The organism is Edwardsiella piscicida, assembly GCF_001896205.1.
Classification (GTDB): Bacteria; Pseudomonadota; Gammaproteobacteria; order Enterobacterales; family Enterobacteriaceae; genus Edwardsiella; species Edwardsiella piscicida.
The window spans coordinates 1632094-1654071 of record NZ_MPNU01000001.1; the positions used below are offsets into that span (position 1 = coordinate 1632094).

The window sequence follows — 21978 nt, forward strand, 5'->3', positions numbered from 1 at the left end:
TGCGACGCTCTTCGCCTTGGCCCGTCGCCTGCGGCACGGAGAGCGCCTCTCGGCCGCTCTCCGTGCCGCAGGCGACGGTATTCCGGCGTCAGATCGGCCGTGCGCTATTGGGCGCCGATGGCGCGGGGGAGAGGAGGACGGATGCCGATGGCGTGGGGAAGCGGGGCCATCTCGTCAGGCTCCGATCGTCAAGGGCGTTTGGGCGCGGCGCGGAAATGCAAAGAGCCCGGCCATAGGCCGGGCTCTTCTATAATTTGGCGGTGAGGAAGGGATTCGAACCCTTGATACGTTTTCACGTATACACACTTTCCAGGCGTGCTCCTTCAACCACTCGGACACCTCACCAAATTGTCTTCGCCGTCGCGTAGTGCGCTGCGATGGGCGCTAATGTAGGGAAAAGCCGTCGCGGCGTCAATACTCTTTTTTCGTAAAACCAACCGTTTAGCTAAACATTCAACAAATTGGTGAATTACGCCGCATTCGGCGGCGTAATTTACAGCATCTGCGGCGTCGGGGCTTTAGTGGCCGTAGCGTTTTTGCCACTCGGCCTCCAGCGCCTCTTGCCACGAGGGGTGCGGTTCGGCCAGCGCGTGGAACAGGGTTGGCGCCTGGCCAAAGGCGTGCCGCTGCTCAGGCGGCAGGCGGGCAACGTCCACAATGGTCGGATCGCCCCAGATGCGGCTGTCGGCCTTACGCGCCTGCGCCTCGGGCGAGATCAGGAAGTTAATCACCACCTGCGCGGCGTCTTTGGCCGGGGCGTTGAAGGGGATAGCCAGAAAGTGCACGTTGCTCAGGGCGCCGGCCTTAAAGGCATACGCCTGGGTATCGGGCGGCACCTCTCCGGCGGCAATCGCCGCGGGCGCCATGCCGGGGTTGAAGCTGATGGCCAGATCGAGGGCGCCGTCATTGAACAGCTGTAGCTGCTGGGCATCGCTGGTCGGGAATACGCGTCCCTGGCGCCACAGATAGGGGTGGATCTGATCCAGCCAGGCCCACAGCGGAGCGCTGTCACGGGCAAAGGTCTGAGGATCCACGGGCTGGCTCAACGGTAGCGCCGGATTGAGCTGCATCAGGATGCTTTTTAGAAAGCTGCTGCCGTGAAACTGCGGCGGCCGCGGATAGGTCACCCGGCCAGGATGCTGTCGGGCATACGCCAGCAGGGCCTGAGGATCGGCCGGCGGCGTCGGCAGCGCGGCGGCATCGTGGAGCAGCACCAACTGACCGACGCCCCAGGGCGCCTCATAGCCTTCGGTGGCGACGGTGAAGTCGCTGCGCACCGGCAGCGACAGGTTTACCCAGCGCCAGTTGGGCAACTGTTCGGCAAAGGGGCCATACAGCAGGCCCGCGCGCTTCATCGCAGTAAAGTTTTTTCCGTTGATCCAGAGCAGATCCACGCTGCCGTGTTCAAGGTTGCCCGCGGCTTTCTCTGCCCGAATACGGCCGACGGTTTCGGCGATGTCGCCCACCTTAACCTGAACCAGATTGATGCCGTAGCGTTCTTTAACCTGCTGGGCGGCCCAGACCAGGTAGTCATTGACCTGTGGGCTGCCGCCCCAGGCGTTGAAGTAGACGGTTTCACCGCGCGCGCGCTGCAGGTGGGTGTCCCAGGGCGTAGCGGCGGCATGGGTGTTGAGGGTTAACGCCAGGCACAGCGCCGCGGCGCCGCGGAGCAGAGAAGAGAGTCGCATGGGTCGCCTTATCGAAGGTAGGTAAAGGCGTCATTGTAATCGCTGGCGGGGGCGGCGCCTAGCGGGGGAAGCCAAAGGACGGCGAGCGAGGGGGCCCACGCCTATTCCGAATTAAACAGCACAAAGTATGGATAAAAGTGAATAGTTACGCTTATAAATTGCTTAAATAATAGCTAAACGGGCAATTAATTAAGATTAAGGCTGGCCTTTTGGTCGTTTATCCCGCTAAATGTGAATGCGGCCTACACAAACGGTATGGAACAACAACAAAGGCCGACCGGCACAACACCGGGAAGTTCTCAGGATGAGTCGTAACCAGCCCTTTCGTTCAAGGAGAAAAGCGGTGAGCGCTTCAACCACCCCCTCTCACCCAGGTGCCGTCCCATCGGGAACCGGCGCTCTGTTTTTTATTCAAACGTTTGCCACGCTCGGCTTTGCCGTGCTCTATTCCACCCTGGTGCTGTATGCCACGAAACGCCTCGGATTCAGCGAGACACAGGCTAACGCCATGATGGGGATCTTCGGCGCCTTTAACTATGGCCTGCATCTGTTCGGCGGCTATTTGGGCGGGCGCTGTCTCAGTAACCGTAACCTGTTTGTGCTGGGGATGGTGCTGCAGGTGATCGGCTGTTATCTGATCGCCGAGATGGGCGTGACCGGCCTGTATTGGGGACTGGCCATGTTTCTGACCGGCAGCGGGCTGAACGTGACCTGTATCAATATGATGCTGACCCAGCGTTTTGCGCCGGACGATAATCGACGGGAAAGTGCGTTTTTATGGAACTATGCCGGGATGAACCTGGGCTTCTTCATCGGTTTTTCCGTGGCGGGGTATTTCCAACTGACGGAGAACTATCGGGCACTGTTCCTGTTTGCCACGCTGGGTAACGCGGTGGCGATCGTGGTGACCCTGTCCCGCTGGCGCATTTTGGCCGACATTAATACGCCGCTGCGCCAGATCCGCGGTCGCGCCTTCTACCGGCGAATGCTGGTGGGGCTGCTGATCCTGGTGGCGCTGGTCCCGGTGCTGCGGATACTGCTGACCCACGCTGATTTCAGCAGCAACTTCGTGATCCTGCTGGGGATCTTGGTTTTCGTGCTGCTGTGCGTGATGACGGCGCGGCATCGTCAGGCGGATGAGCGTCGCCGCATGGTGGCCTACCTGATCCTGGCGCTGGGATCGCTGGTATTCTGGTCGCTGTATCAGCTGGCGCCGATGGGGCTGATGCTGTTTTCTGAGCACAACATCGATCTGAACGTCTATGGCTGGCGGGTCGCGCCCCAGTGGATTCAGAATATCAATACGCTGGTGATCGTCATCGGCGGTCCGCTGATGGCCTGGCTGTTTAAGTACCTGCGCGAGATCGGCCTGCGCATCGATATTCCCTCGCAGTTCGCCGCTTCGCTGTTTTGCATGGGGCTGGGTATGCTGGTGCTGCCGCTGGGGATTTCGCTGGCCGGCGCCGACGGGCTGGTCGCGTTTAAATGGATCGCCATCAGCTATCTGCTGCAAAGCCTGGGCGAGCTGCTGATCTCACCGATCGGCTATGCCATGATCGGCAAGCTGGCTCCCGCCCGTCTGCAGGGAATGATGATGGGGTGCTGGATGATGGTGACCGGGGTCGCCTCCGTGCTGGCGGGCTATGTCTCTGGGCTGATGCCGCAAAACAGCGGTAATACGCCGCTGGAAACCAACCCGGGCTACAGCGCGGTATTTAATGCGCTGGGCTGGGGCTCTATCGCCACCGGGGTGATCCTGGTGCTGCTGGTGCCGTTGCTGCGTCGGCTGATTGCCTATAGCAAAAGGTCAACCGCCTGAGCGATAGGCAATAATGGCGCTTGACGTTGACAGACGGCGGAGATCCTGACAAAAGGGTATTCGCCGTTTTTTATCCGCGAGGCAAACGGCGGAGAGCGCCGTCAACACGATCAGGAGGCCGTCATGGAGATCATCTACTACCACCCTTTTTTCACTGCCCAGACCTGGCTTGACGGTATGCGCCAGCGTCTGCCGCAGGCCCATATCCGTCAGTGGCAGCCGGGCGATGATAAGCCCGCCGACTATGCGCTGGTCTGGCAGCCCCCCTATGAGATGCTGGCCCAGCGCCAGGGGCTGCGCGCCATCTTTGCCCTTGGCGCCGGCGTGGATGCCATTCTGGCGCAGGCGCGCGCACACCCCGGGATTTTGCCGGCGGGGGTGCCGCTGGTGCGCCTGGAGGACACCGGAATGGCTCAGCAGATGGAGGAGTATGCCGTCGCGGCGGTGATGCGGTATTTCCGCCGCTTTGATGAGTATGAGCTGCAGCAGCGTCAGGGGATCTGGCGTTATCTGGCGCCCCATGCGGCGAGCTCGTTTACCGTGGGGGTGCTCGGCGCCGGGGTGCTGGGGGGAAGAGTGGCGCGTCGCCTGGCCTCCTTTGGTTTGCCGGTGCGCTGCTGGAGTCGAACGGTGAAGGATTATCCGCAGGTGCAAAGCTTTTACGGTAGCGAGCAGCTGCCCGCCTTTTTGCAGGGGCTGCAGCTGCTGATCAACCTGCTGCCGAATACGCCGCAGACCGTGGGCATACTGAATCAGCCCCTGTTTGCCCAGATGAACGCCGGCGCCTATATCATCAATCTGGCCCGCGGAGTGCACCTGGATCAGGATGCGCTGCTGGCGGCGCTGGGTAACGGTCAGGTGGCGGCGGCGACGCTGGATGTCTTCGCGCAAGAGCCGCTGGCGGCGGATCACCCGTTCTGGCAGCATCCGCGGGTGACCATAACGCCGCATATCGCGGCGATCACCCTGCCGCAGGTGGCGATGGACTATATCGCCGACAATATTCATGCGATCGAGGCCGGGCGGCGCCCAGAAGGGGTGGTCGATGTCGCGCGCGGCTACTGATCCGCCTGCGTCGGCGCAGGTGAGGACGGCGCGCCCTCCGCGCGCCGGGGCGGCAGGGTCACGCAGTGTTTGCCCCGGTGCTTGCTGATATACAGCCGATTGTCCGCCAGGGTCTTTAGCACCAGCAGCTCGCTGGCTTCGTCGCTGTCGCTGACGCCGATGCTAAGGCGCGCGCCGTAGCGTTCGGCCTCGGCCAACAGCGCGTTGCAGCACTGTGCCAGCGCGCCGATGTCCGGCACGTGTTTCTTATCGAGCAGGGCGGCAAACTCATCGCCGCCGATGCGGTAAAAGCGCCAGCCCTCCTGACGGCGGGCAAAGGCCGCCGCCAGCTGCGCCAGCAGGCGATCGCCCTCATCCTGACCCAGATCATCGTTTACCTGACCAAAGGCATCCAGATCCAGCAGCAGTAGGTAAAAGGGCTGCTGCTGATAGAGGCGCTGGGCGATGTCATAATCATACTTACGCCGGTTATACAGCTTGGTCAGCGGATCGCGCAGCAGCGCCTTTTTGTCCAGCTCGACGCGTCGCTTGACGGCGTCATTAAAAAAGAGGCCGTTTTGGCGCGATGGCGTTTTCCCGGAGAGAAACTCCTCGCGCTCGCGTTCGATTTCACGCTTGATTTTTTTATAAAAGTAGCGCAGGAAAAAGATGGCACAGCCAAATGACAGAATAAAATAGAGCAGGTTAAATCCAATCAGCTTTAACAGATAGATGAAGGGGATATAGCCGACCAGCGTTGCCTTTTTCCCGTTAAGTAATTCGTTCTGTTGGATTACCTTTATTTCCAATGGTCTGTTACGCCACAGATTTTCACCGCGGATGCTGTCCGGCAGCAGCTGCGGCGCATTGGCTGAGCGGGCGATGAGTTTATTGTCGTCGTCAAACAGATAAAGATAAATCGGGGTGGTGGCGCTGTGTTGATCTAATACCTTTTCCAGACCATAAATATCCAGAAGGAATACCATGACCTTGCCGTCACCGGTGGTATATTTCAGATAAGGCAGCACGGTTTCGCCCCGATCCAGATGGCCATACCATTGACGCTGCTGGTGTCCGCGCATCTGCGCGATCAGCCGCTGCTTCTTATCATCAGAGAGCCAGTCGTGGGCGCGGTCATCCAGCAGTCGCAGGTGATCGCCATCCAGCAGATAGACGCTGTTACCCCAGTGCAGATCGCGGGCGACGGCAAAGAGATCGGGGATCTGGCTGCCTTTTTTAGAGACATATTCAATAATTTTACTGCGCCGTTGGATATTGCGATTATCGTTATCCAACTGACTTTTTGAAATGCCATTGACAATGGCAGAGGTCACTAGACGCATATTCTGCCATTCGCGGGCGCTGCTATAAATAACCAATGCGCCGGAGCTGATAAATAAAATAACAAACAGACCTGCTACGGCTCTGCGTAAAGTCCTTTCCAGAACCATCCCACGCTCCTGATAAAGACAGTCATCCTACGCTAGCGTTGGCGAGCCGCTGCTGGGGCAACGACCTGCGACCAATAGGACTATTTCGAGAGGCGCATGGTAAAGCAAAAATCATACAGTGACAATTTTTTCAATAGGCGATTGGGCATGACGTTATATCGTGATTAATGTAATAGATTGGATGCTAACGGCTATCCGATCCGGGCGCGGCGATCGCTCACGTCGCGTTCGATATTACGCCGGGATATCCGGCGCGGCGGCGGCTGAAGCTGCGCCGGATCTTTGTTACAGTATGACCATGCCTCGCCGCCGTACAGGGCGTCGATGCCACGACCCGTAACGAAACGCCGATGAGGGTGCGTCGCCGAGGCGGCCCGATGCAGATTCAAGGAGAGGTGAGAGGTTTATGTATTCTGTCGATTTACATATGCATACCGTGGCCAGTACCCATGCCTACAGCACGCTGCATGACTATATCGCCCAGGCGGCGACGTGCGGCCTGCGCCTGTTTGCGATTACCGATCATGGCCCGGATATGGCCGATGCTCCGCACCCCTGGCACTTTATGAATATGCGCGTCTGGCCGCGGACGGTAAACGGCGTCGGCATCCTGCGCGGGATCGAGGCGAACATCAAGAACCGCCAGGGTGATATCGACTGCCATGGCCGTATGCTGGCGGAGATGGACGTGGTCATCGCCGGCTTTCATGAGCCGGTGCTGGCGCCGGTCGATCGCGCGTTTCATACCGAGGCGCTGCTGGCGACGATCGCCCGCGGCGAGGCGGACATTATTTCGCACCCCGGCAATCCAAAGTATCCGTTAGATATTCCGGCGGTGGCTCGCGCCGCCGCCGAGCATGGGGTGGCGCTGGAGCTGAATAACTCCTCGTTTAGCCACTCGCGCGCGGGCAGCGCCGATAACTGCCGGGCGATCGCGGCGGCGGTGCGCGATGCCGGCGGCTGGCTCTCCCTGGGCTCGGATGCGCATATCGCGTTTGATATGGGAAACTTTAGCCACTGTATCCGGGTGCTGAATGAGGTAAACTTCCCGCCGGAGCGGGTGCTGAATGCCTCACCGCGGCGTGTGCTGGACTTTTTGCAGCGGCGGGGCAGACCGGCGATCCCTGAATTTGCCGATTGGTGATGCGCATTGGTGACAATGTCACTTTTACGCTATTGGTCAGGAACGGATATGAACGATTTTTCCATAGTGTGTCGTCTGCTGGGCTCTCTGTTTGCCCGTCAGCCTCAGGATCCCCTGTTGGATCCGCTGTTTACCCTGCTACAGAATAACCAACTGCAGCAGTACTGGCCGCTGGAGCAGGATGCCCTGCTGGCGCGTTTGCAGGCCGCTGCAGGCGATCGCGGCGCGCTGGCGCAGGATTACCAGGGGCTGTTCGCCGCCGAGGGCGCGGTGGCAACCCAGCGCAGCGCCTACCTGGCGGACGCCGAGGAGCAGCAGGTGCGCGACTTTTTGCTGCAGCGCGGTATGCCGCTGGGGGCCGGGGCGGCGGACAGCTTTGGCCAGCTGCTGCTGGCGGCCTCGTGGCTGGAGGATCAGGGGCAGCGTGACGAGGTGTTGGCCCAGGCCAGCCTGTTCGATGTGTATTTGATGCCGTGGGCTGCCCAGTTTCTGGGCAAGGTCGAGGCTCATGCGCGCACGCCGTTTTACCGTACGCTGGCGGAGCTGACCCGTGAGGCGCTGCAGGCGCTGCGCGACGATCTGGCAGAGGACGAAGAGGGAATGGCGGACGACGAAGACGGCGACGCTGCCTGACGCGATCTTCGCTATCCCCCGGCGTCGCCGGGGGCAACAAGACAAAAAAACGGCGCCGCGTGGCGCCGTTTTACCGCAGGGTGAAGCGCTGCGCGACCTGATATCAGTCGGTCAGCGGGATCACCAGCTCACCGGGCTTGACCTCTAGCCCTTTGGCCAGTTTCCGGGCGATAGCCTCGGTCTTGCTGTTCTCCGGATTGAGCACATAGGCCGGCTGCTGATCAAAATAGCTGCGCAGGGACTGGTTCAGGTAAGGCACCAGCGCCTTCATCAGCGTCTCCATTTTCTCCGGCTGCACCTTATAGTCCACCAGGGTTAAATCGCGCAGGTAGATGGCGCCCTCATCGCGCTGGTATACCGGCTTGGCGCGCAGCGTCAGCTGCAGTTCGCTCTGCTGGGGACCCAGAATGGAGCTGATGGCGACGTTGGCGTGGCCGCTCAGCGTAATGGTGTTGGGCTCACTGCGGCCAATTTGGCTGCTGAGCTGATCCAGCGTGATGCGAGCATCGACCAGGCCGGGGACCCCGATCTGTTTTTCAAACTGGCTGTGCTTATCCAGGTAGGTATTGATCTGCTGCTCGCTGACGCTGTAGCTGGTCAGCTTATTACAGGCAGTCAGCACCAGACCGGCGACCAGAACCGCAGCGGTAAACCCTAGTTTTCTCATGAATGAAGCCTCGGCGACGGGAACAACCCGATACATAAAACGCTGATTGTGACACAGATAACCGCGGGGAAAAACCGCCGTAACGGGATGAAGCGCCACGCAGCACGTACCTTACAGCATAAATGCTGGGGGCTGCGGCGGGGATCGGATAAGACTGAATTCCCGCCGCCGCGTTAGCTGGAGCGGGGCTGGCGCGTGGTGCAGGGTGCCCGTAGTGAAAACTGCCAGTAGAGCAGCGCCAGCGTCAGCAAACCGATGATCCCCAGCAGCGCCCAGGGGAGCTCGGGCATGGCCAGGCTGCGTCCTATATCATACATCCAGCCGCCGCCGGTGTAGCCGAGGGCGCCACCCAGCGCCAGTCCGAGGCGACTAAAGCCCATGTAGCTGCCGCGCGCCCGGGCATCGGCCAGCGAGGCGCTAAGGGTTTCGCGCGCCGGCTCGGCGATAATCGAGCCGAGATAGAAGCAGCAGATCAGCGCAAACAGCGACTGTAGCGTGGTGCTCAGCCCCAGAGGGAACAGGCTGAGGGTCATCAGCAGCAGGCCGAACATCAGGCGCTGCTCCAGGCTGAAGCGCTTTTCACTCCAGCGGGCGATAGGGTAGAGCAGCGTCAGCGACAGCGCCGCCTCAATGGCGTACATCCATTTCACTGCGCCCGGTCCGCCGGCGATGTCGTTGACCACGATCGGCAGCATCAGCATGACCTGCACCGCCAGCATATAGTAACCGGTGAGGGTGAGCACATAGGTCAAAAAGCGCCGATCGCGCACCACGCGCAGCATGCCTTCGCGCACCGGCGCCCGGATGGTCGAAATACGGTAGGCCGGCAGCAGCCAGGCGTTCCACGCGGCGGCCAGCACAAAGAGGGCGGCGCCGGCCCAGCACACGTAATGGAAGTCATAGGCCAGCAGCCAGCTGCCGATCAGGGCGCCGATCACCGCGCCGGCGCTGTCCTGCATCATCAACAGGGAGTAGAAGCGGCCGCGCTCATGGGGACGGGTGAGCTTGATCACCAGCGCGGTTCGTGGGGGATCGAACAGTGTACCGCCCAGGGCGGAAAGTGCGCAGGAGGCCCAGAGGATCCACGGCTCGCTGGCGACGGCCATCGTGGCGAACCCGGCGGCGCGCAGCAGCATGCCGCTGACGATCATCGGCTTGGCGCCGACGCGATCGGCGATCGCCCCGCCGAAGATGCCCAGCCCCTGCTGCAGCAGCTGGCGCAGGCCGAGGGCGATGCCGACCATCAGAGCGGCCCAGCCCAGCTGGTCGACAAAGCGGATAGAGATGAGGGGAAAAACGACAAAGAAGCCCAGCACGACCAGCAGATTATCGATCAGGAGAAAGTACTTCCCCGATCGCCTGGCCTGTAATACCAGCGACATGTTCCACCATTGAGCGCGAGTAAAGCGATAACGTACGGTACGTTCATTTTCGCCGTTTCACGAAAGCAAAAACAGAGAAATGATAGATTGGCTGAATAAACAGTAAATTGTATGGTCGGGATGACAAGTTGTGGAATATAGCGTTAAGCGACTAGCAGATCCGGGAGAAATTACTGAGCGCGGAGCGCGTTTGTATATTATAACGCCAGTCAATGACTTACCGACCATGGACAGAGAGGTTATAGTTATCGGTACGGCGCCGGGGACCGAGAGGGGGCCGGTACCATTCGATGACTGCAATGCACACGGAGGGATTCATGTTTGGCTATGGCAATGCGGGCCCCAGGGTTCGCCTGACCACGGATCGGCTGATCGTGCGGCTGGTCAACGAACGCGACGCGCACCGGCTGGCCGATTACTATGCGGAAAACCGCGACTTTTTGCGCCCTTGGGAGCCGATCCGCGATGAGAGTCACTGCTACCCGACCGGCTGGCAGGCCCGGCTGTCGATGATCCGTGAGCTGCAAAAGCAGGGCGGCGCGTTTTATTTCATCCTGTTAGGCCACGATGAGCAGGAGGTGCGCGGGGTTGCTAACTTCAGCAATGTGCTGCGCGGCGCATTTCACGCCTGCTTTTTGGGCTATTCGGTGGCGGCCCAGTGGCAGGGGCAAGGGGTGATGTATGAAGGGCTCCAGGCGGCGATACGCTATATGCAGCGTCAGCAGCATATGCACCGTATCATGGCTAACTATATGCCGCACAACCAGCGCAGCGGTGCCCTGCTGCAGCGCCTGGGGTTCGAAAAAGAGGGATATGCCAAAAACTACCTGTTAATCAATGGAAAATGGCAGGATCATGTCTTGACCGCCCTGACGAATCCCGAGTGGACCGTGGGGCGCTGACGCCGCAGAATGGATGAACGACCTGGAGATAGTCCCGCATGATTAAACATATTCTTTCCCCGCTGGAGGCGCGCGTCATCGGCTGCTTTTTGGAAAAGCAGATCACGACGCCGGAGCAGTATCCGCTGTCGCTCAACGCGCTGACGACCGCCTGTAACCAGAAAACCAACCGCGAGCCGGTGCTGGAGCTGAGCGAGAGCGAGGTGCAAAACGCGCTGGATCTGCTGATCCGTAAGCACCGGATCCGCAGCGTGAATGCGCCGGGCAGCCGGGTGGTGAAGTATGAGCACCGCTTCTGCAACTCTGAGTTCGGCGATCTGCGCTTTAGCGCGGCGGAGGTCGCGCTGATTTGCTGCCTGCTGCTGCGCGGCCCGCAGACGCCGGGCGAGCTACGTACCCGCTGTAACCGTCTGTATGCTTTTGCCGATGTGACTGAGGCGGAGCAGGCGCTCAATCGCCTGGCTGAGCGTGAGGATGGGCCGTTTGTGCAGCGCCTGGCGCGTGAGCCGGGACGGCGGGAGAGCCGCTATGCCCATCTGTTCTGCGGCGAGGTGGCGGCGGATACGCTGCCGTCGACGCCGCTCGCCGCGCCGGAGGCGCTCGGTGAGCGGGTGGCCGCGCTGGAGGCCGAGGTCGCCGCGCTGAAGCAGCAGCTGGCCCGCCTGCTGGGCGACGATCAGGCCTCATAGTCGCACTTTCGGCCGCGCTGCGCTGAATTAATCGTCGGGCGGTCGGGGAACTCGCCTTTTGTTACATCCTGCGCTGGCTATTCATCATGGGATAAGTAGACTAGTTGGCCTGTTTTCCCCGCCGCCCGCGGCGGGGCCGCAACCCTGACGATGAACCGATGAATCTACTTAAATCACTGGCTGCGGTCAGCTCAATGACCCTCTTTTCGCGCGTGCTGGGGTTTGCCCGCGACGCGCTGGTCGCCAGGATCTTTGGCGCCGGGATGGCGACCGATGCCTTTTTTGTGGCCTTCAAGCTGCCCAACCTGCTACGGCGGATCTTTGCCGAGGGCGCCTTTTCCCAGGCCTTTGTGCCGATCCTGGCGGAGTATAAAAACCAGCAGGGCGAGCAGGCGACGCAGACCTTTATCGCCTACGTCAGCGGTCTATTGACCCTGATTTTGGCGCTGGTGACGCTGCTCGGTATGCTGGCGGCCCCCTGGGTTATCTATGCCACCGCGCCCGGCTTCGCCGATACGCCGGACAAGTTTGCGCTGACCAGCGCGCTGCTGCGCATCACCTTTCCCTATATCTTGCTCATCTCCTTGGCCTCGATGGCCGGCGCGGTGCTGAATACCTGGAACCGTTTTTCGGTACCGGCCTTTGCGCCGACGCTGCTGAACGTCAGCATGATCGGCTTTGCGCTGTTTGTGGCGCCGTACTGCCATCCGCCGATCCTGGCGCTGGCCTGGGCCGTGCTGGTGGGTGGCGTGCTGCAGCTGGGGTATCAGCTGCCGCACCTGAAGAAGATAGGCATGCTGGTGCTGCCGCGCCTCAACCTGCACGATCGCGGGGTATGGCGGGTGCTCAAGCTGATGGGGCCGGCGATTGTCGGGGTTTCTGTCAGCCAAATCTCGCTGATCATCAATACTATTTTCGCCTCTTTCCTGGTCTCGGGCTCCGTTTCCTGGATGTACTATGCCGACCGCCTGATGGAGCTGCCGTCGGGGGTGCTGGGGGTCGCGCTGGGGACGATTCTGCTGCCGTCGCTGGCCAAAAGCTTCTCCTCTGGCCGCTTGGACGACTATAACCGTCTGCTGGACTGGGGGCTGCGCCTCTGCTTTCTGCTGGCGCTGCCCTGCGCCGTGGCGCTGGGGGTGATCGCGAAGCCGCTGACGGTGGCGCTGTTCCAGTATGGTAAATTCAGCGCCTTTGATGCGGCGATGACCCAGCGAGCGCTGGTGGCCTACTCCATCGGCCTGCTCGGGATTATCATGGTGAAGATCCTGGCGCCGGGCTTTTACTCTCGCCAGGATATCAAGACGCCGGTGAAGATCGCCATCGTCACGCTGATCCTGACCCAGGTGATGAACCTGATCTTTATCGGTCCCCTAAAGCATGCCGGGCTGTCGCTCTCCATCGGCCTGGCCGCCTGCCTGAATGCCGGTCTGCTGTACTGGCAGCTGCGGCGTCAGCGTCTGTTCACGCCGCAGAAGGGGTGGCTGGGATTCCTGGGTAAGCTGGTGCTGGCGGTGCTGGTGATGACGGCGGTGCTGATCGGCATGATGTGGCTGATGCCGGCGTGGGATATCGGAAATATGCCTTATCGCCTGCTGCGTCTGGTGGGGCTGGTGGTGGCCGGCGCGGTCAGCTACTTTGCGGTGCTGGCGCTGCTGGGATTCCGCCTGCGCGACTTTACCCGCAGCGCGGTGCTGTAAACGTCGGGGCAGCGGCTGCCCGCGATCGCGCTCATAAAAAAGCCACCTGCGGTGCGGGTGGCTTTTTGCTATCAACCTCAGATCGCCGCCCGTGGCGGCGGCGATCGTGTCGGCGCGGCGTTACATACGCTCGACCGTCTTGATCCCCAGGGTGTCCAGACCGGTTTTCAGCGTACGGGCCGTCAGGGCGGCCAGCTTCAGGCGGCTGGCGCGCACGCTCTCCTCGTCGGCGTTGAGGATCGGGCAGGCCTCATAGAAGCTGGAAAACAGGCCGGCGACTTCGTACAGGTAGGCGCACATGACGTGCGGGGTTCCCTCACGCGCAACGCTCAGGATCGTCTCTTCAAACTGCATCAGGCGGGTGGCCAGCGCCTTTTCACGATCTTCCGTCAGCGTAATGGCGCCCTGCAGGGCATTTTCATCGATGCCGGCGCGCTTGAAGATGGAGGCGACGCGGGTATAGGCATACTGCATGTAAGGGGCGGTGTTGCCCTCGAAGGCCAGCATGTTGTCCCAGTCAAAGATATAGTCGGTGGTGCGGTTTTTGGAGAGATCCGCATACTTGACCGCACCGATACCGACCACTTCTACCAGCGCCTTCAGCTCGTCGCCGCTCAGCTCCGGGTTCTTGGCGGCGATCAGCTTGGCGGCGCGCTCGATGGCTTCATCCAGCAGATCGGCCAGCTTGATGGTGCCGCCGGCGCGGGTCTTGAACGGCTTGCCGTCTTTACCCAGCATCATGCCGAACATGTGGTGCTCTAGGCTGACGGAGTCCGGCACATAGCCGGCCTTGCGTACGATGGCCCAGGCCTGCATCAGGTGCTGATGCTGGCGGGAGTCGATGTAGTACAGGATACGGTTGGCGCCGAGGGTCTCATAACGGTACTTGGCGCAGGCGATATCGGTGGTGGTGTACAGGTAGCCGCCGTCCTTCTTCTGGACGATCACCCCCATCGGCTCACCTTCTTTGTTCTTGAACTCGTCCAGGAAGACGACGGTGGCGCCTTCGCTTTCGGTCGCCAGCCCTTTGGCTTTCAGATCGGCGACGATCCCCGGCAGCATCGGGTTGTACAGGCTCTCGCCCATGACGTCATCGTCGGTCAGGGTCACGTTGAGACGGTCATAGTTGCGCTGGTTCTGACGCATGGTGATATCCACCAGCTTGCGCCACATTTCGCGGCAGTATTCATCGCCGCCCTGCAGTTTAACCACGTAGCCGCGCGCGCGCTCGGCAAAGGCCGCGTCTTCATCGTAGTGCTTTTTGGCTTCGCGGTAGAAGGCTTCCAGATCGGCCAGCGCCATGTCGCCGGTTTTGCTGCTGCCCTGCACCTTTTCCAGGTAGGCGATCAGCATACCGAACTGGGTGCCCCAGTCGCCGACGTGGTTGGCGCGGATAACGTTGTGGCCCAGGAACTCCAGGGTGCGTACGGCGGCGTCGCCAATGATGGTGGAGCGCAGATGACCGACGTGCATCTCTTTGGCGACGTTCGGCGCGGAGTAGTCAACGACGATGGTCTGCGGCTCGACGCGAGCCACGCCCAGGCGCGGATCGGCCAGCGCGGCATCGGCCTGCGCGGCCAGCCAGGCGGCATCGAGGAAGATATTGATGAAACCCGGACCGGCAATCTCTACCTTGCTGGCGATCCCATCCAGCGCCAGATTGGCCACGACCTGCTCGGCGAGCTGTCGCGGAGGCAGGCCCATTTTTTTCGCCGCGGCCATAATGCCATTGGCCTGATAGTCGCCAAACTGGACTTTCGCGGAGGGACGGACCAGGGCCTCGCTGTCGGCCGGCGCACCGGCAGCAACCAGCGCCTGCGTGACTTTATCTGAAATAATTGCCTGAATATTCACGGGATTACCTTAAGCTATTCGCACCGGCCGCGCGCGGCGCCGGCGTCGTGAATGTGAAAACCGAATCATGGCCGCCGGGGCATCTCACCCGGCGGAAAACAGCCGGTCATTATAGGGGAAATCGGCTCCGCCGTCAGCACCCGCCGCACCGGCATTCTCGATGGGGCTGCGCTGGGATGGATGTTACGCGCCGGGCAGGGTAGAGTACCCGCCGCGAAGGGGCTCCGTTGGCCGTGTGCGGCGGCGAGAGGCTCCACTGGGGATGAGAGGAGAAGGGCATGAACGGTTTGGCCGATATTGATGAGCTGCGTGAGCTGGCGGCGGATCTGGTGCGCTTTGAGCAGGCGCTGGCGCAGCTGGCATCGGCGCTGTCGTTGGATTTGGCGCAGTTTACGGCGGATCACATCTCGCTGCGCTGCCACCAGACGGAGACCGCCGACCGCTGGCGGCGGGGCTTTTTGCGCTGTGGGACGCTGCTGGCGGAGAATATCATCAACGGGCGCCCGATCTGCCTGTTTGATCTGGCGCAGCCGCTGCGGGTGGGGCCCTGGCGTATCGACTGCGTGGAGCTCCCCTATCCAGGGGAAAAGCGCTACCCGCATCAGGGATGGCAGCACGTTGAGCTGGTGCTGGCGGGGCCGCCGGAGACGCTGCACCGCCGGGCGCTGGCGCTATTGCCGGATGAGGCCCTGCTGGCGCCGGGGATCCGTCTGACCTTCAGCCATCCGCGCGGCGAGGGAGAGCGGCTGCCGAATCCGACGCTGGCGGTCGGCGATCGGCTGACCACCTTAAAATTTCACCCCTATACCCTGCGCGAGATCGTCGCCAGCGAGCGGCGCTGACGGGCCTCTACAGCCGGGCGACGGCGTCCGCCATGCGGTCCAGCGCGCGATCCAGCAGCGCCCTGCGGCAGGCGAAGTTAAGGCGGATAAAGCGCGGCGCGCCGAAGTCGGCGCCGTCGGAGAGACCCACGCCGGCGCGTTCGAAAAACGCCTGTGGGTTGTCGACGGGAAGCTCGCTGGCGTCGATCCAGGCCAGATAGGTGCCCGCGGCGCTGACCGTGTGCAGCCCCGGTATCGCGTTGATCCGCGCCGTGACGCGATCCCGATTGGCGCGCAGGTAGTCCAGCTGCGCATCCAGCCACGGCTGGCCGTGGCGATAGGCGGCCTCGGCGGCGGCAAAGGCCAAAATATCCACCTGCGGCACGATGCCGGCGCGGGCGTCGATAAAGCGGCGGCGCAGCTCGGCGTTGGGAATGATGGCGATCGAGGCGCCGAGTCCGGCGATATTGAACGTCTTTGACGGCGCCATCAGGGTCACGCTGCGCTGGGCGGCATCGTCGCTCAGGGCGGCGATCGGCGTGTGCCGGATGCCGGGCTCCAGCAGCAGATCGCAGTGGATCTCATCGGAGCAGATCAGCAGATCGTGGCGCTGGGCAAAGGCCAGCTGGGCCTCCAGCTCCTCACGGTGGTATACCGTGCCGCCCGGATTCTGCGGGTTACACAGCATGAGCAGGCGCTCATCGCCGCGGAGGGCCGCCTCGGCCTCGTCCAGCGAGACGACCCAGCGGCCATGGCGCAGCGCCATCGGCATCGGGGTCTGGGCTCGCCCGGCCAGGCGGGCGGACTTCATAAAAGGGGGATAGATCGGATGGGGGGCCAGGGTACTCTGCGCTGGGGTCGTCAGGGCGCGCACCGTCAGGTTGAGGCCGCAGACCAACCCGGGTAAAAAGACCAGCCAGTCGGGCTGTATCGCCCAGCGGTAGCGCTGCGCCATGCGGGCGACGAACAGCTCGATCAGGGCCGGGGGCACCATACCATAGCCAAAGACGCCGTGGGCGACCCGGGCCTGCAGCGCGTCGATCACCGCTGGAGGCGAGCGAAAGTCGCTGTCGGCCACCCAGAGCGGAATTGTGTCCTGCTCCGCATATTTACCCCATTTCTCGCTGTCACTGTGACGGCGGTCGATCACTTCATCGAAATTGAATGTCATCGCGATTATCCTTTAGTAGGCTAACTACGTCCCTGAGACTGAAACCGGTTACCGTCGGAGCGCGGCGCTCTGTCAGTCCGCGCGATTCTGCGGCGCGCATCGCGCCCGCGTCGCCTACAGAGTAGGCGAGATGCGGGGATATTCTCAATATTTGGGCTGTGGATATGAGTATTTTTCACATCCGCACCGTTTTGGCTGTTGATTCGGAGGTTTGAATGCTGACGTTAGAGGTATGCTGCTACTCCTTGGCCTGCGCCGAGATAGCGCAGGCGGCGGGGGCAGACCGCATTGAGCTGTGCGCCAGCCAGCAGGATGGTGGGATCACCCCCAGCTACGGCACGCTGGTGGGGTGCCGGGAGCGGGTGACCGTGCCCGTGCACCCGATTATCCGGCCGCGCAGCGGCGATTTTTGCTACAGCGACAGCGAGTTTGCGCTGATGAAGTGCGATCTGGCGCTGGTGCGCGATCTGGGGTTTCCCGGTGCGGTGATCGGCCTGCTGGATGAAGAGGGGCACATTGATTTGCGCCGCATGCGCGAGCTGATGGCGCTGGCCGGTCCGATGGCGGTGACCTTCCACCGCGCCTTCGATATGTGCGCCAATCCGCTGCTGGCGCTTTCCCAGTTGACCGATCTCGGTATTGCGCGCATTCTGACCTCAGGGCAGCAGCAGACGGCGGAGGCCGGGCTGCCGCTGCTGCGTCAGCTGCAGCAGGCCAGCCGCGGGCCGCTGATCATGGCCGGCGCCGGGGTTCGCCTCTCCAACCTGCATAAATTCAGCGAGATTGGCCTGCAGGAGGTGCATACCTCCGCCGGTCACAGCGTGCCGTCGACGATGCGCTACCGCAAGGCGGGCGTCAGCATGAGCCATGCGGAGAACGACGAGTTTAGCCACTACTGCGTGGACGGCGGTATGGTTGAGGCGATGAAGTCCGCGCTGCAGATGATGGAAAACGTCGGCTGCAGCGCCTGAAGAACCGGTCTCCAGTAGAAGTAAGTACGACCTTGTAGCGGAGGGTTCGCTAAAAAGTACGGCCCCATACCTCGCTGGTTGGGGCCCTTTTTTATGGCGCGGGCGCTCAGGGCTTGCGGGCGATGAAGGCCGCCCGCAGCGGTGCCGGGTAGCCTTCGATGGTTTTCCGCGCATCCGCCGGATCCAGGAAGTCGGCCAGGGACTCGCTGGTCATCCAGTCGGTACGCCGCTGCTCCTCGACGCGAGTGGGGCACTGATCCACCAGACGGACGTCGCAGAAGCCGCACTTCTCCAGCCAGCGGATCAGCATGGCGGCAGAGGGAATAAAGTAGACGTTGCGCATCTGGGCGTAGCGCTCACCGGGGATCAGCGCCTGCTGTTCGTCGCCCTCGATCACCAGCGTCTCTAGCAGCAGCTCGCCGCCGCTGACCAGCTGGTTCTTCAGCTGGTACAGATGATCCAGCGGTGAACGGCGGTGATAGAGCACGCCCATAGAGAACACCGTATCAAAGGCCGCCAGCGTCGGTAGCTGCTCGATCCCCAGCGGCAGCAGATGGGCGCGGCGATCGCCGCCGAGCAGCTTACGCACCGCTTCAAACTGACACAGAAACAGCTGCATCGGATCGATGCCGACCGCCAGGTGCGCGCCGGCGCCAACCATACGCCACAGGTGGTAGCCACTGCCGCAGCCGACGTCGAGGATGGTGCGCCCGGCCAGCGGCGACAGGTGCGGCAGAATGCGCTGCCATTTCCAGTCTGAACGCCATTCGGTATCGATGTGAATGCCATACAGATCGAAGGGGCCTTTACGCCAAGGCATCAGCGCGCGCAGCATTTTTTCAATGCCGATGCGCTGTCCCTCGCTCAGCGGGATCTCCGCCTCGGCGCAGACCCCGTGCAGCAGATCCAGGCGGTGCGGCGTCAGCTCCGGCAGGCGTTCGACCGCATTATTCCAGTCGCGAAAGTAGCCGTGCAGGGAGTCGCGCTGCCAGGCCGCCAGCTGTGCCGGCAGCACCTCCAGCCATTTGCTCAGCGGACCGTGGGCTATTTGGGCATAGAAATTACCAAAGTCGATCATGGCTGAGCCTCCTTGATGGCCAGCAGCGAGCCGAAGTTAAAGCACTGAAACCAGGTCTCGGCGTGGCAGAAACCCGCCTGGCGCAGGCGCTGCTTATGGGTTTCTACGCTGTCTGTCAGCATGACGTTTTCCAGCATGCTGCGCTTTTGGCTGATCTCCAGCTCGCTGTAGCCGTTGGCGCGTTTGAAGTCGTGATGCATATCGAACAACAGTTCGCCGACGGTGGCATCGGCAAAGTTGAATTTTTCTGACAGGACGAGCGCGCCGCCGGGCAGCAGGCCGCGGTAGATGCGATCCAGCAGGGTCTGGCGATCGTCCGGGGCCAGGAACTGCAGCGTGAAGTTCAGCACGACCAGCGAGGCGTTGCTGATCTCGACCTCGCGGATGTCGGCCTCAAGCACCTGCACCGGGGTCGGGCTGCGGAAGGCGTCGATATGACGACGGCAGCGGCTGACCATTGCCGGGGAGTTGTCGATGGCGATGATTTCGCACCCTGCGGCCTGGATGTTACGGCGCATGGAGAGCGTCGCCGCGCCCAGGGAGCAGCCCAGATCGTATACCCGGGTTCCCGGCTGCACGAAGCGCTGCGCCAGCATGCCAATCATGGCGATGATGTTGGAGTAGCCGGGCACCGAGCGCTGGATCATGTCGGGAAACACTTCGGCCACGCGCTCATCGAAGGTCCAGTCGCCCAGCTTGGCGATCGGGGCGGAAAATAGCATATCGCGCCCAGCGCCCAGCGCGGGATTTTTATCGCAGTCAGACATAGCGGATGTAGGGAGTTTCAATAAGGGGCGCATATTCTAGCAGATAATACCCTCCGACGGCTATGCGCCATTTCGTCCAGCGCGCACTCTGTCAGCGCCGCGCCGAGCGCTGTATACTCTGCGCGCAGTCGCATCTGCTAGCATGGAATTTGCCTTGATTGCAATAGTGTCGAGTGATACAAAGCTCGACGCGTTGTAAACAAAATAATACGATACGCCACGGAGACCGCAGTTAATTCAGTTGCCATGACGCTATCGCACAGAGGAAAAAATGGGCGATTCGCAGCACACCAGCACTACTCTTGAGAGAGGGTTAAAAAACCGGCATATTCAACTGATCGCCCTGGGCGGCGCAGTGGGCACCGGTCTGTTTCTGGGGATCGGCCCGGCCATTCAGCTGGCCGGACCGGCGGTTTTACTGGGCTATGCCATCGGCGGCGCCATCGCGTTTCTGATCATGCGCCAGCTGGGGGAGATGGTGGTACAGGAGCCGGTTGCCGGTTCGTTTGCCCATTTTGCCCATAAATATTGGGGGCCGTTTGCCGGTTTTGTCTCCGGCTGGAACTATTGGGTCATGTTCGTGCTGGTCGGTATGGCCGAGCTGACCGCGGCCGGTATCTATATGCAGTACTGGTGGCCGGATGTGCCGACCTGGATATGGGCCAGCCTGTTCTTTGTCCTGATCAACGCGCTGAATATGGTGAACGTGCGTCTGTACGGTGAAACCGAGTTCTGGTTCGCCCTGATCAAGGTGGCGGCGATCCTGGGGATGATCGTATTCGGCAGCTGGCTGCTGCTGTCCGGCGATGCGGGGCCTCAGGCCGGGGTCGCGAATCTGTGGGCGCACGGCGGCTTTTTACCGCACGGCTGGGGGGGACTGATCATGGCGATGGCGGTGATTATGTTCTCCTTCGGCGGTCTTGAGCTGATCGGGATCACCGCCGCGGAGGCCAGCGAGCCGGAGAAGAGCATTCCCAAGGCAACCAATCAGGTGGTCTACCGTATCCTGATCTTTTATATCGGCTCCCTGCTGGTGCTGCTGGCCTTGTACCCCTGGTCGCAGATCGGCGCCAGCAGCAGTCCGTTTGTGATGATCTTCCACCACCTGAACAGCAACACGGTGGCGGCGGTATTGAACGTGGTGATCCTGACCGCCGCGCTGTCGGTATACAACAGCTGCGTCTACTCCAATAGCCGTATGCTGTACGGGCTGTCGCTGCAGGGCAATGCGCCGCGCCGCCTGACTCGGGTCAATCGTCGCGGGATCCCGGTGTGGTCGCTCGGCCTTTCGGGGCTGACGACCTCGCTGGTGATCCTGATTAACTATCTGATGCCGGGCAAGGCGTTCGAACTACTGATGGCGCTGGTGGTTTCTACGCTGGTGATCAACTGGGTGATGATCTGCATGGCGCACCTGAAGTTCAAGGCGGCGCTGGATCGTCTGGGCGTGACGACGCGATTTCGCGCGCTGTGGTATCCCTATGGTAACTACCTGTGCCTGGCGTTTCTTGGCCTGATCTTGGTGATTATGGTGCTGACGCCGGGGATCCGGGTATCGGTACTGCTGCTGCCGCTGTGGCTGGGCGTGCTGTGGGGCGGGTTCTGCCTGGCGCGGATGCGCCGCGGGAGATCGGCGTAGCGTTACGTTCGGTAAGGCGACCCGCGCGGCGGGCCGCCTATCGGTTTAATCACCGGTCTGCAGCAGCTGTCCCCAGGGCAGATAGTAGAGATTGGCCACCACCATCAGCAGCAGCGACAGATAGGTGGCGCTCATGCCGGAGCGGCGCCACTGCATTTCATGCTGACGCAGGCCCCAGGCGTGCATCAGGCGCCCGAGGATCAGCAGTACACCGCACAGGTGGACCATCCACACCCGTGCGCCGTTCATCTCCATCATCACCAGCAGTATGGCGGCGATAGGGATGTACTCCACGGCGTTGCCGTGAATACGGATGGCGGTCTGCAGCTCATAAAAGCCCCCGTCGCCATAGCTGACGCGGTAAAGCATACGCAGACGAACCACCTGCCAGGAAAACGTCACTAACAACAGTGCGCCGAGCACCACATAGAGCGCGCTTACCATTCTTTTTAGCTCCATTGCCTGAATCATATTGGCCTGTAAATGATAGCCGTAGGCCGGCGGAATGTCCTGCGTAATCTGTTGAGTATTGTCATTTTTTCAGACGATTGCTCCAGCGCT

The 21978-nt window shown here is 61.5% G+C and carries 19 protein-coding genes and 1 tRNA gene; 10 read left to right on the plus strand and 10 right to left on the minus strand.

The genetic code is table 11. The annotated features are described in order from the left end of the window. Positions 1 to 255: 255 nt before the first annotated feature. Both BRD58_RS07425 and BRD58_RS07430 read right to left on the minus strand, forming a co-directional pair. A tRNA-Ser gene (locus BRD58_RS07425) sits at positions 256 to 345 on the minus strand. 173 nt (positions 346 to 518) lie between these two features. After that, entirely contained in the window at positions 519 to 1688 is a 1170-nt protein-coding gene (locus BRD58_RS07430; protein ID WP_069578472.1) for an ABC transporter substrate-binding protein, read from the minus strand. 343 nt (positions 1689 to 2031) lie between these two features. Here BRD58_RS07430 and BRD58_RS07435 point away from each other — a divergent pair, with 343 nt between their 5' ends. Then, the gene (locus tag BRD58_RS07435; RefSeq protein ID WP_012848268.1) at positions 2032 to 3507 is read left to right on the plus strand and encodes a peptide MFS transporter; all 1476 of its coding nucleotides are present in this window, start codon (positions 2032 to 2034) and stop codon (positions 3505 to 3507) included. A gap of 123 nt (positions 3508 to 3630) precedes the next feature. Then, entirely contained in the window at positions 3631 to 4572 is a 942-nt protein-coding gene (ghrA, locus tag BRD58_RS07440) for a glyoxylate/hydroxypyruvate reductase GhrA (RefSeq protein ID WP_012848269.1), read from the plus strand. Here ghrA and BRD58_RS07445 read toward each other — a convergent pair. Continuing rightward, positions 4566 to 5894 carry a GGDEF domain-containing protein gene (locus tag BRD58_RS07445; protein WP_226064217.1) on the minus strand — a complete coding sequence of 443 codons (1329 nt, stop codon included), beginning with the start codon at positions 5892 to 5894 and terminating at the stop codon, positions 4566 to 4568. The genes ghrA and BRD58_RS07445 overlap by 7 nt on opposite strands. Positions 5895 to 6408: 514 nt before the next feature. Between BRD58_RS07445 and BRD58_RS07455 the strand changes: the two genes are divergently transcribed. Both BRD58_RS07455 and BRD58_RS07460 read left to right on the plus strand, forming a co-directional pair. Continuing rightward, positions 6409 to 7146, plus strand: coding sequence for a phosphatase (locus BRD58_RS07455; RefSeq protein WP_015461342.1), 738 nt, complete (start codon positions 6409 to 6411; stop codon positions 7144 to 7146). 48 nt (positions 7147 to 7194) lie between these two features. Then, a complete protein-coding gene (locus tag BRD58_RS07460; protein WP_015461343.1) occupies positions 7195 to 7779 on the plus strand; it encodes a TorD/DmsD family molecular chaperone in 585 nt (194 codons plus the stop codon). A gap of 103 nt (positions 7780 to 7882) precedes the next feature. Here the strand turns inward: BRD58_RS07460 and BRD58_RS07465 are convergent, their stop codons facing one another. Together BRD58_RS07465 and mdtH are read right to left on the minus strand one after the other, a co-directional pair. Beyond that, a complete protein-coding gene (locus BRD58_RS07465; RefSeq protein WP_015461344.1) occupies positions 7883 to 8446 on the minus strand; it encodes a lipoprotein in 564 nt (187 codons plus the stop codon). 173 nt (positions 8447 to 8619) lie between these two features. Next, on the minus strand, positions 8620 to 9828 hold the full coding sequence (gene mdtH / locus BRD58_RS07470; RefSeq protein ID WP_015461345.1) for a multidrug efflux MFS transporter MdtH: 1209 nt from the start codon (positions 9826 to 9828) through the stop codon (positions 8620 to 8622). Between the two features lie 317 nt (positions 9829 to 10145). On the opposite strand from mdtH, the gene rimJ reads away from it, so the two are divergent. From rimJ to murJ, 3 genes are all read left to right on the plus strand, one after another. Continuing rightward, positions 10146 to 10730 carry a ribosomal protein S5-alanine N-acetyltransferase gene (rimJ, locus tag BRD58_RS07475; protein ID WP_012848276.1) on the plus strand — a complete coding sequence of 195 codons (585 nt, stop codon included), beginning with the start codon at positions 10146 to 10148 and terminating at the stop codon, positions 10728 to 10730. A gap of 38 nt (positions 10731 to 10768) precedes the next feature. Further along, entirely contained in the window at positions 10769 to 11419 is a 651-nt protein-coding gene (locus BRD58_RS07480) for a DUF480 domain-containing protein (RefSeq protein ID WP_012848277.1), read from the plus strand. A 158-nt stretch (positions 11420 to 11577) separates the two neighbouring features. Next, positions 11578 to 13116, plus strand: coding sequence for a murein biosynthesis integral membrane protein MurJ (gene murJ, locus BRD58_RS07485; RefSeq protein WP_012848278.1), 1539 nt, complete (start codon positions 11578 to 11580; stop codon positions 13114 to 13116). A 120-nt stretch (positions 13117 to 13236) separates the two neighbouring features. Here murJ and argS read toward each other — a convergent pair whose 3' ends face one another. Next, positions 13237 to 14970, minus strand: coding sequence for an arginine--tRNA ligase (gene argS / locus BRD58_RS07490; protein ID WP_069578474.1), 1734 nt, complete (start codon positions 14968 to 14970; stop codon positions 13237 to 13239). A gap of 278 nt (positions 14971 to 15248) precedes the next feature. Between argS and BRD58_RS07495 the strand changes: the two genes are divergently transcribed. Continuing rightward, positions 15249 to 15812, plus strand: a complete 564-nt coding sequence (locus tag BRD58_RS07495; RefSeq protein WP_012848280.1) for a VOC family protein — start codon at positions 15249 to 15251, stop codon at positions 15810 to 15812. Between the two features lie 7 nt (positions 15813 to 15819). On the opposite strand, the gene BRD58_RS07500 is transcribed toward BRD58_RS07495, so the two are convergent. After that, positions 15820 to 16962, minus strand: a complete 1143-nt coding sequence (locus tag BRD58_RS07500) for a MalY/PatB family protein (RefSeq protein ID WP_015461348.1) — start codon at positions 16960 to 16962, stop codon at positions 15820 to 15822. 215 nt (positions 16963 to 17177) lie between these two features. Here BRD58_RS07500 and cutC point away from each other — a divergent pair, with 215 nt between their 5' ends. After that, the gene (cutC, locus tag BRD58_RS07505; RefSeq protein ID WP_012848282.1) at positions 17178 to 17933 is read left to right on the plus strand and encodes a copper homeostasis protein CutC; all 756 of its coding nucleotides are present in this window, start codon (positions 17178 to 17180) and stop codon (positions 17931 to 17933) included. Between the two features lie 106 nt (positions 17934 to 18039). Here cutC and cmoB read toward each other — a convergent pair whose 3' ends face one another. Continuing rightward, positions 18040 to 19011, minus strand: coding sequence for a tRNA 5-methoxyuridine(34)/uridine 5-oxyacetic acid(34) synthase CmoB (cmoB, locus tag BRD58_RS07510; protein ID WP_069578475.1), 972 nt, complete (start codon positions 19009 to 19011; stop codon positions 18040 to 18042). After that, positions 19008 to 19778, minus strand: a complete 771-nt coding sequence (gene cmoA, locus BRD58_RS07515) for a carboxy-S-adenosyl-L-methionine synthase CmoA (RefSeq protein WP_012848284.1) — start codon at positions 19776 to 19778, stop codon at positions 19008 to 19010. Before cmoA ends, cmoB begins: the two co-directional genes overlap by 4 nt. A 271-nt stretch (positions 19779 to 20049) precedes the next feature. Here cmoA and BRD58_RS07525 point away from each other — a divergent pair, with 271 nt between their 5' ends. After that, on the plus strand, positions 20050 to 21417 hold the full coding sequence (locus tag BRD58_RS07525) for an amino acid permease (protein ID WP_073382128.1): 1368 nt from the start codon (positions 20050 to 20052) through the stop codon (positions 21415 to 21417). A 45-nt stretch (positions 21418 to 21462) separates the two neighbouring features. On the opposite strand, the gene BRD58_RS07530 is transcribed toward BRD58_RS07525, so the two are convergent. Then, positions 21463 to 21861, minus strand: coding sequence for an MAPEG family protein (locus BRD58_RS07530; protein ID WP_012848286.1), 399 nt, complete (start codon positions 21859 to 21861; stop codon positions 21463 to 21465). Between the last annotated feature and the right edge of the window lie 117 nt (positions 21862 to 21978).

What these genes read in the sequence shown, in the direction of transcription:
- BRD58_RS07460 (WP_015461343.1), top strand. Translation starts at nt 7,195, where the DNA reads ATGAACGATTTTTCCATAGTGTGTCGTCTGCTGGGCTCTCTGTTTGCC.
- BRD58_RS07495 (WP_012848280.1), top strand. Translation starts at nt 15,249, where the DNA reads ATGAACGGTTTGGCCGATATTGATGAGCTGCGTGAGCTGGCGGCGGAT.
- BRD58_RS07525 (WP_073382128.1), top strand. Translation starts at nt 20,050, where the DNA reads ATGGGCGATTCGCAGCACACCAGCACTACTCTTGAGAGAGGGTTAAAA.
- cmoB (WP_069578475.1), bottom strand. Translation starts at nt 19,011, where the DNA reads ATGATCGACTTTGGTAATTTCTATGCCCAAATAGCCCACGGTCCGCTG.
- cutC (WP_012848282.1), top strand. Translation starts at nt 17,178, where the DNA reads ATGCTGACGTTAGAGGTATGCTGCTACTCCTTGGCCTGCGCCGAGATA.
- BRD58_RS07500 (WP_015461348.1), bottom strand. Translation starts at nt 16,962, where the DNA reads ATGACATTCAATTTCGATGAAGTGATCGACCGCCGTCACAGTGACAGC.
- murJ (WP_012848278.1), top strand. Translation starts at nt 11,578, where the DNA reads ATGAATCTACTTAAATCACTGGCTGCGGTCAGCTCAATGACCCTCTTT.
- BRD58_RS07445 (WP_226064217.1), bottom strand. Translation starts at nt 5,894, where the DNA reads ATGCGTCTAGTGACCTCTGCCATTGTCAATGGCATTTCAAAAAGTCAG.
- rimJ (WP_012848276.1), top strand. Translation starts at nt 10,146, where the DNA reads ATGTTTGGCTATGGCAATGCGGGCCCCAGGGTTCGCCTGACCACGGAT.
- BRD58_RS07430 (WP_069578472.1), bottom strand. Translation starts at nt 1,688, where the DNA reads ATGCGACTCTCTTCTCTGCTCCGCGGCGCCGCGGCGCTGTGCCTGGCG.
- BRD58_RS07455 (WP_015461342.1), top strand. Translation starts at nt 6,409, where the DNA reads ATGTATTCTGTCGATTTACATATGCATACCGTGGCCAGTACCCATGCC.
- mdtH (WP_015461345.1), bottom strand. Translation starts at nt 9,828, where the DNA reads ATGTCGCTGGTATTACAGGCCAGGCGATCGGGGAAGTACTTTCTCCTG.
- ghrA (WP_012848269.1), top strand. Translation starts at nt 3,631, where the DNA reads ATGGAGATCATCTACTACCACCCTTTTTTCACTGCCCAGACCTGGCTT.
- BRD58_RS07530 (WP_012848286.1), bottom strand. Translation starts at nt 21,861, where the DNA reads ATGGTAAGCGCGCTCTATGTGGTGCTCGGCGCACTGTTGTTAGTGACG.
- BRD58_RS07480 (WP_012848277.1), top strand. Translation starts at nt 10,769, where the DNA reads ATGATTAAACATATTCTTTCCCCGCTGGAGGCGCGCGTCATCGGCTGC.
- cmoA (WP_012848284.1), bottom strand. Translation starts at nt 19,778, where the DNA reads ATGTCTGACTGCGATAAAAATCCCGCGCTGGGCGCTGGGCGCGATATG.
- BRD58_RS07465 (WP_015461344.1), bottom strand. Translation starts at nt 8,446, where the DNA reads ATGAGAAAACTAGGGTTTACCGCTGCGGTTCTGGTCGCCGGTCTGGTG.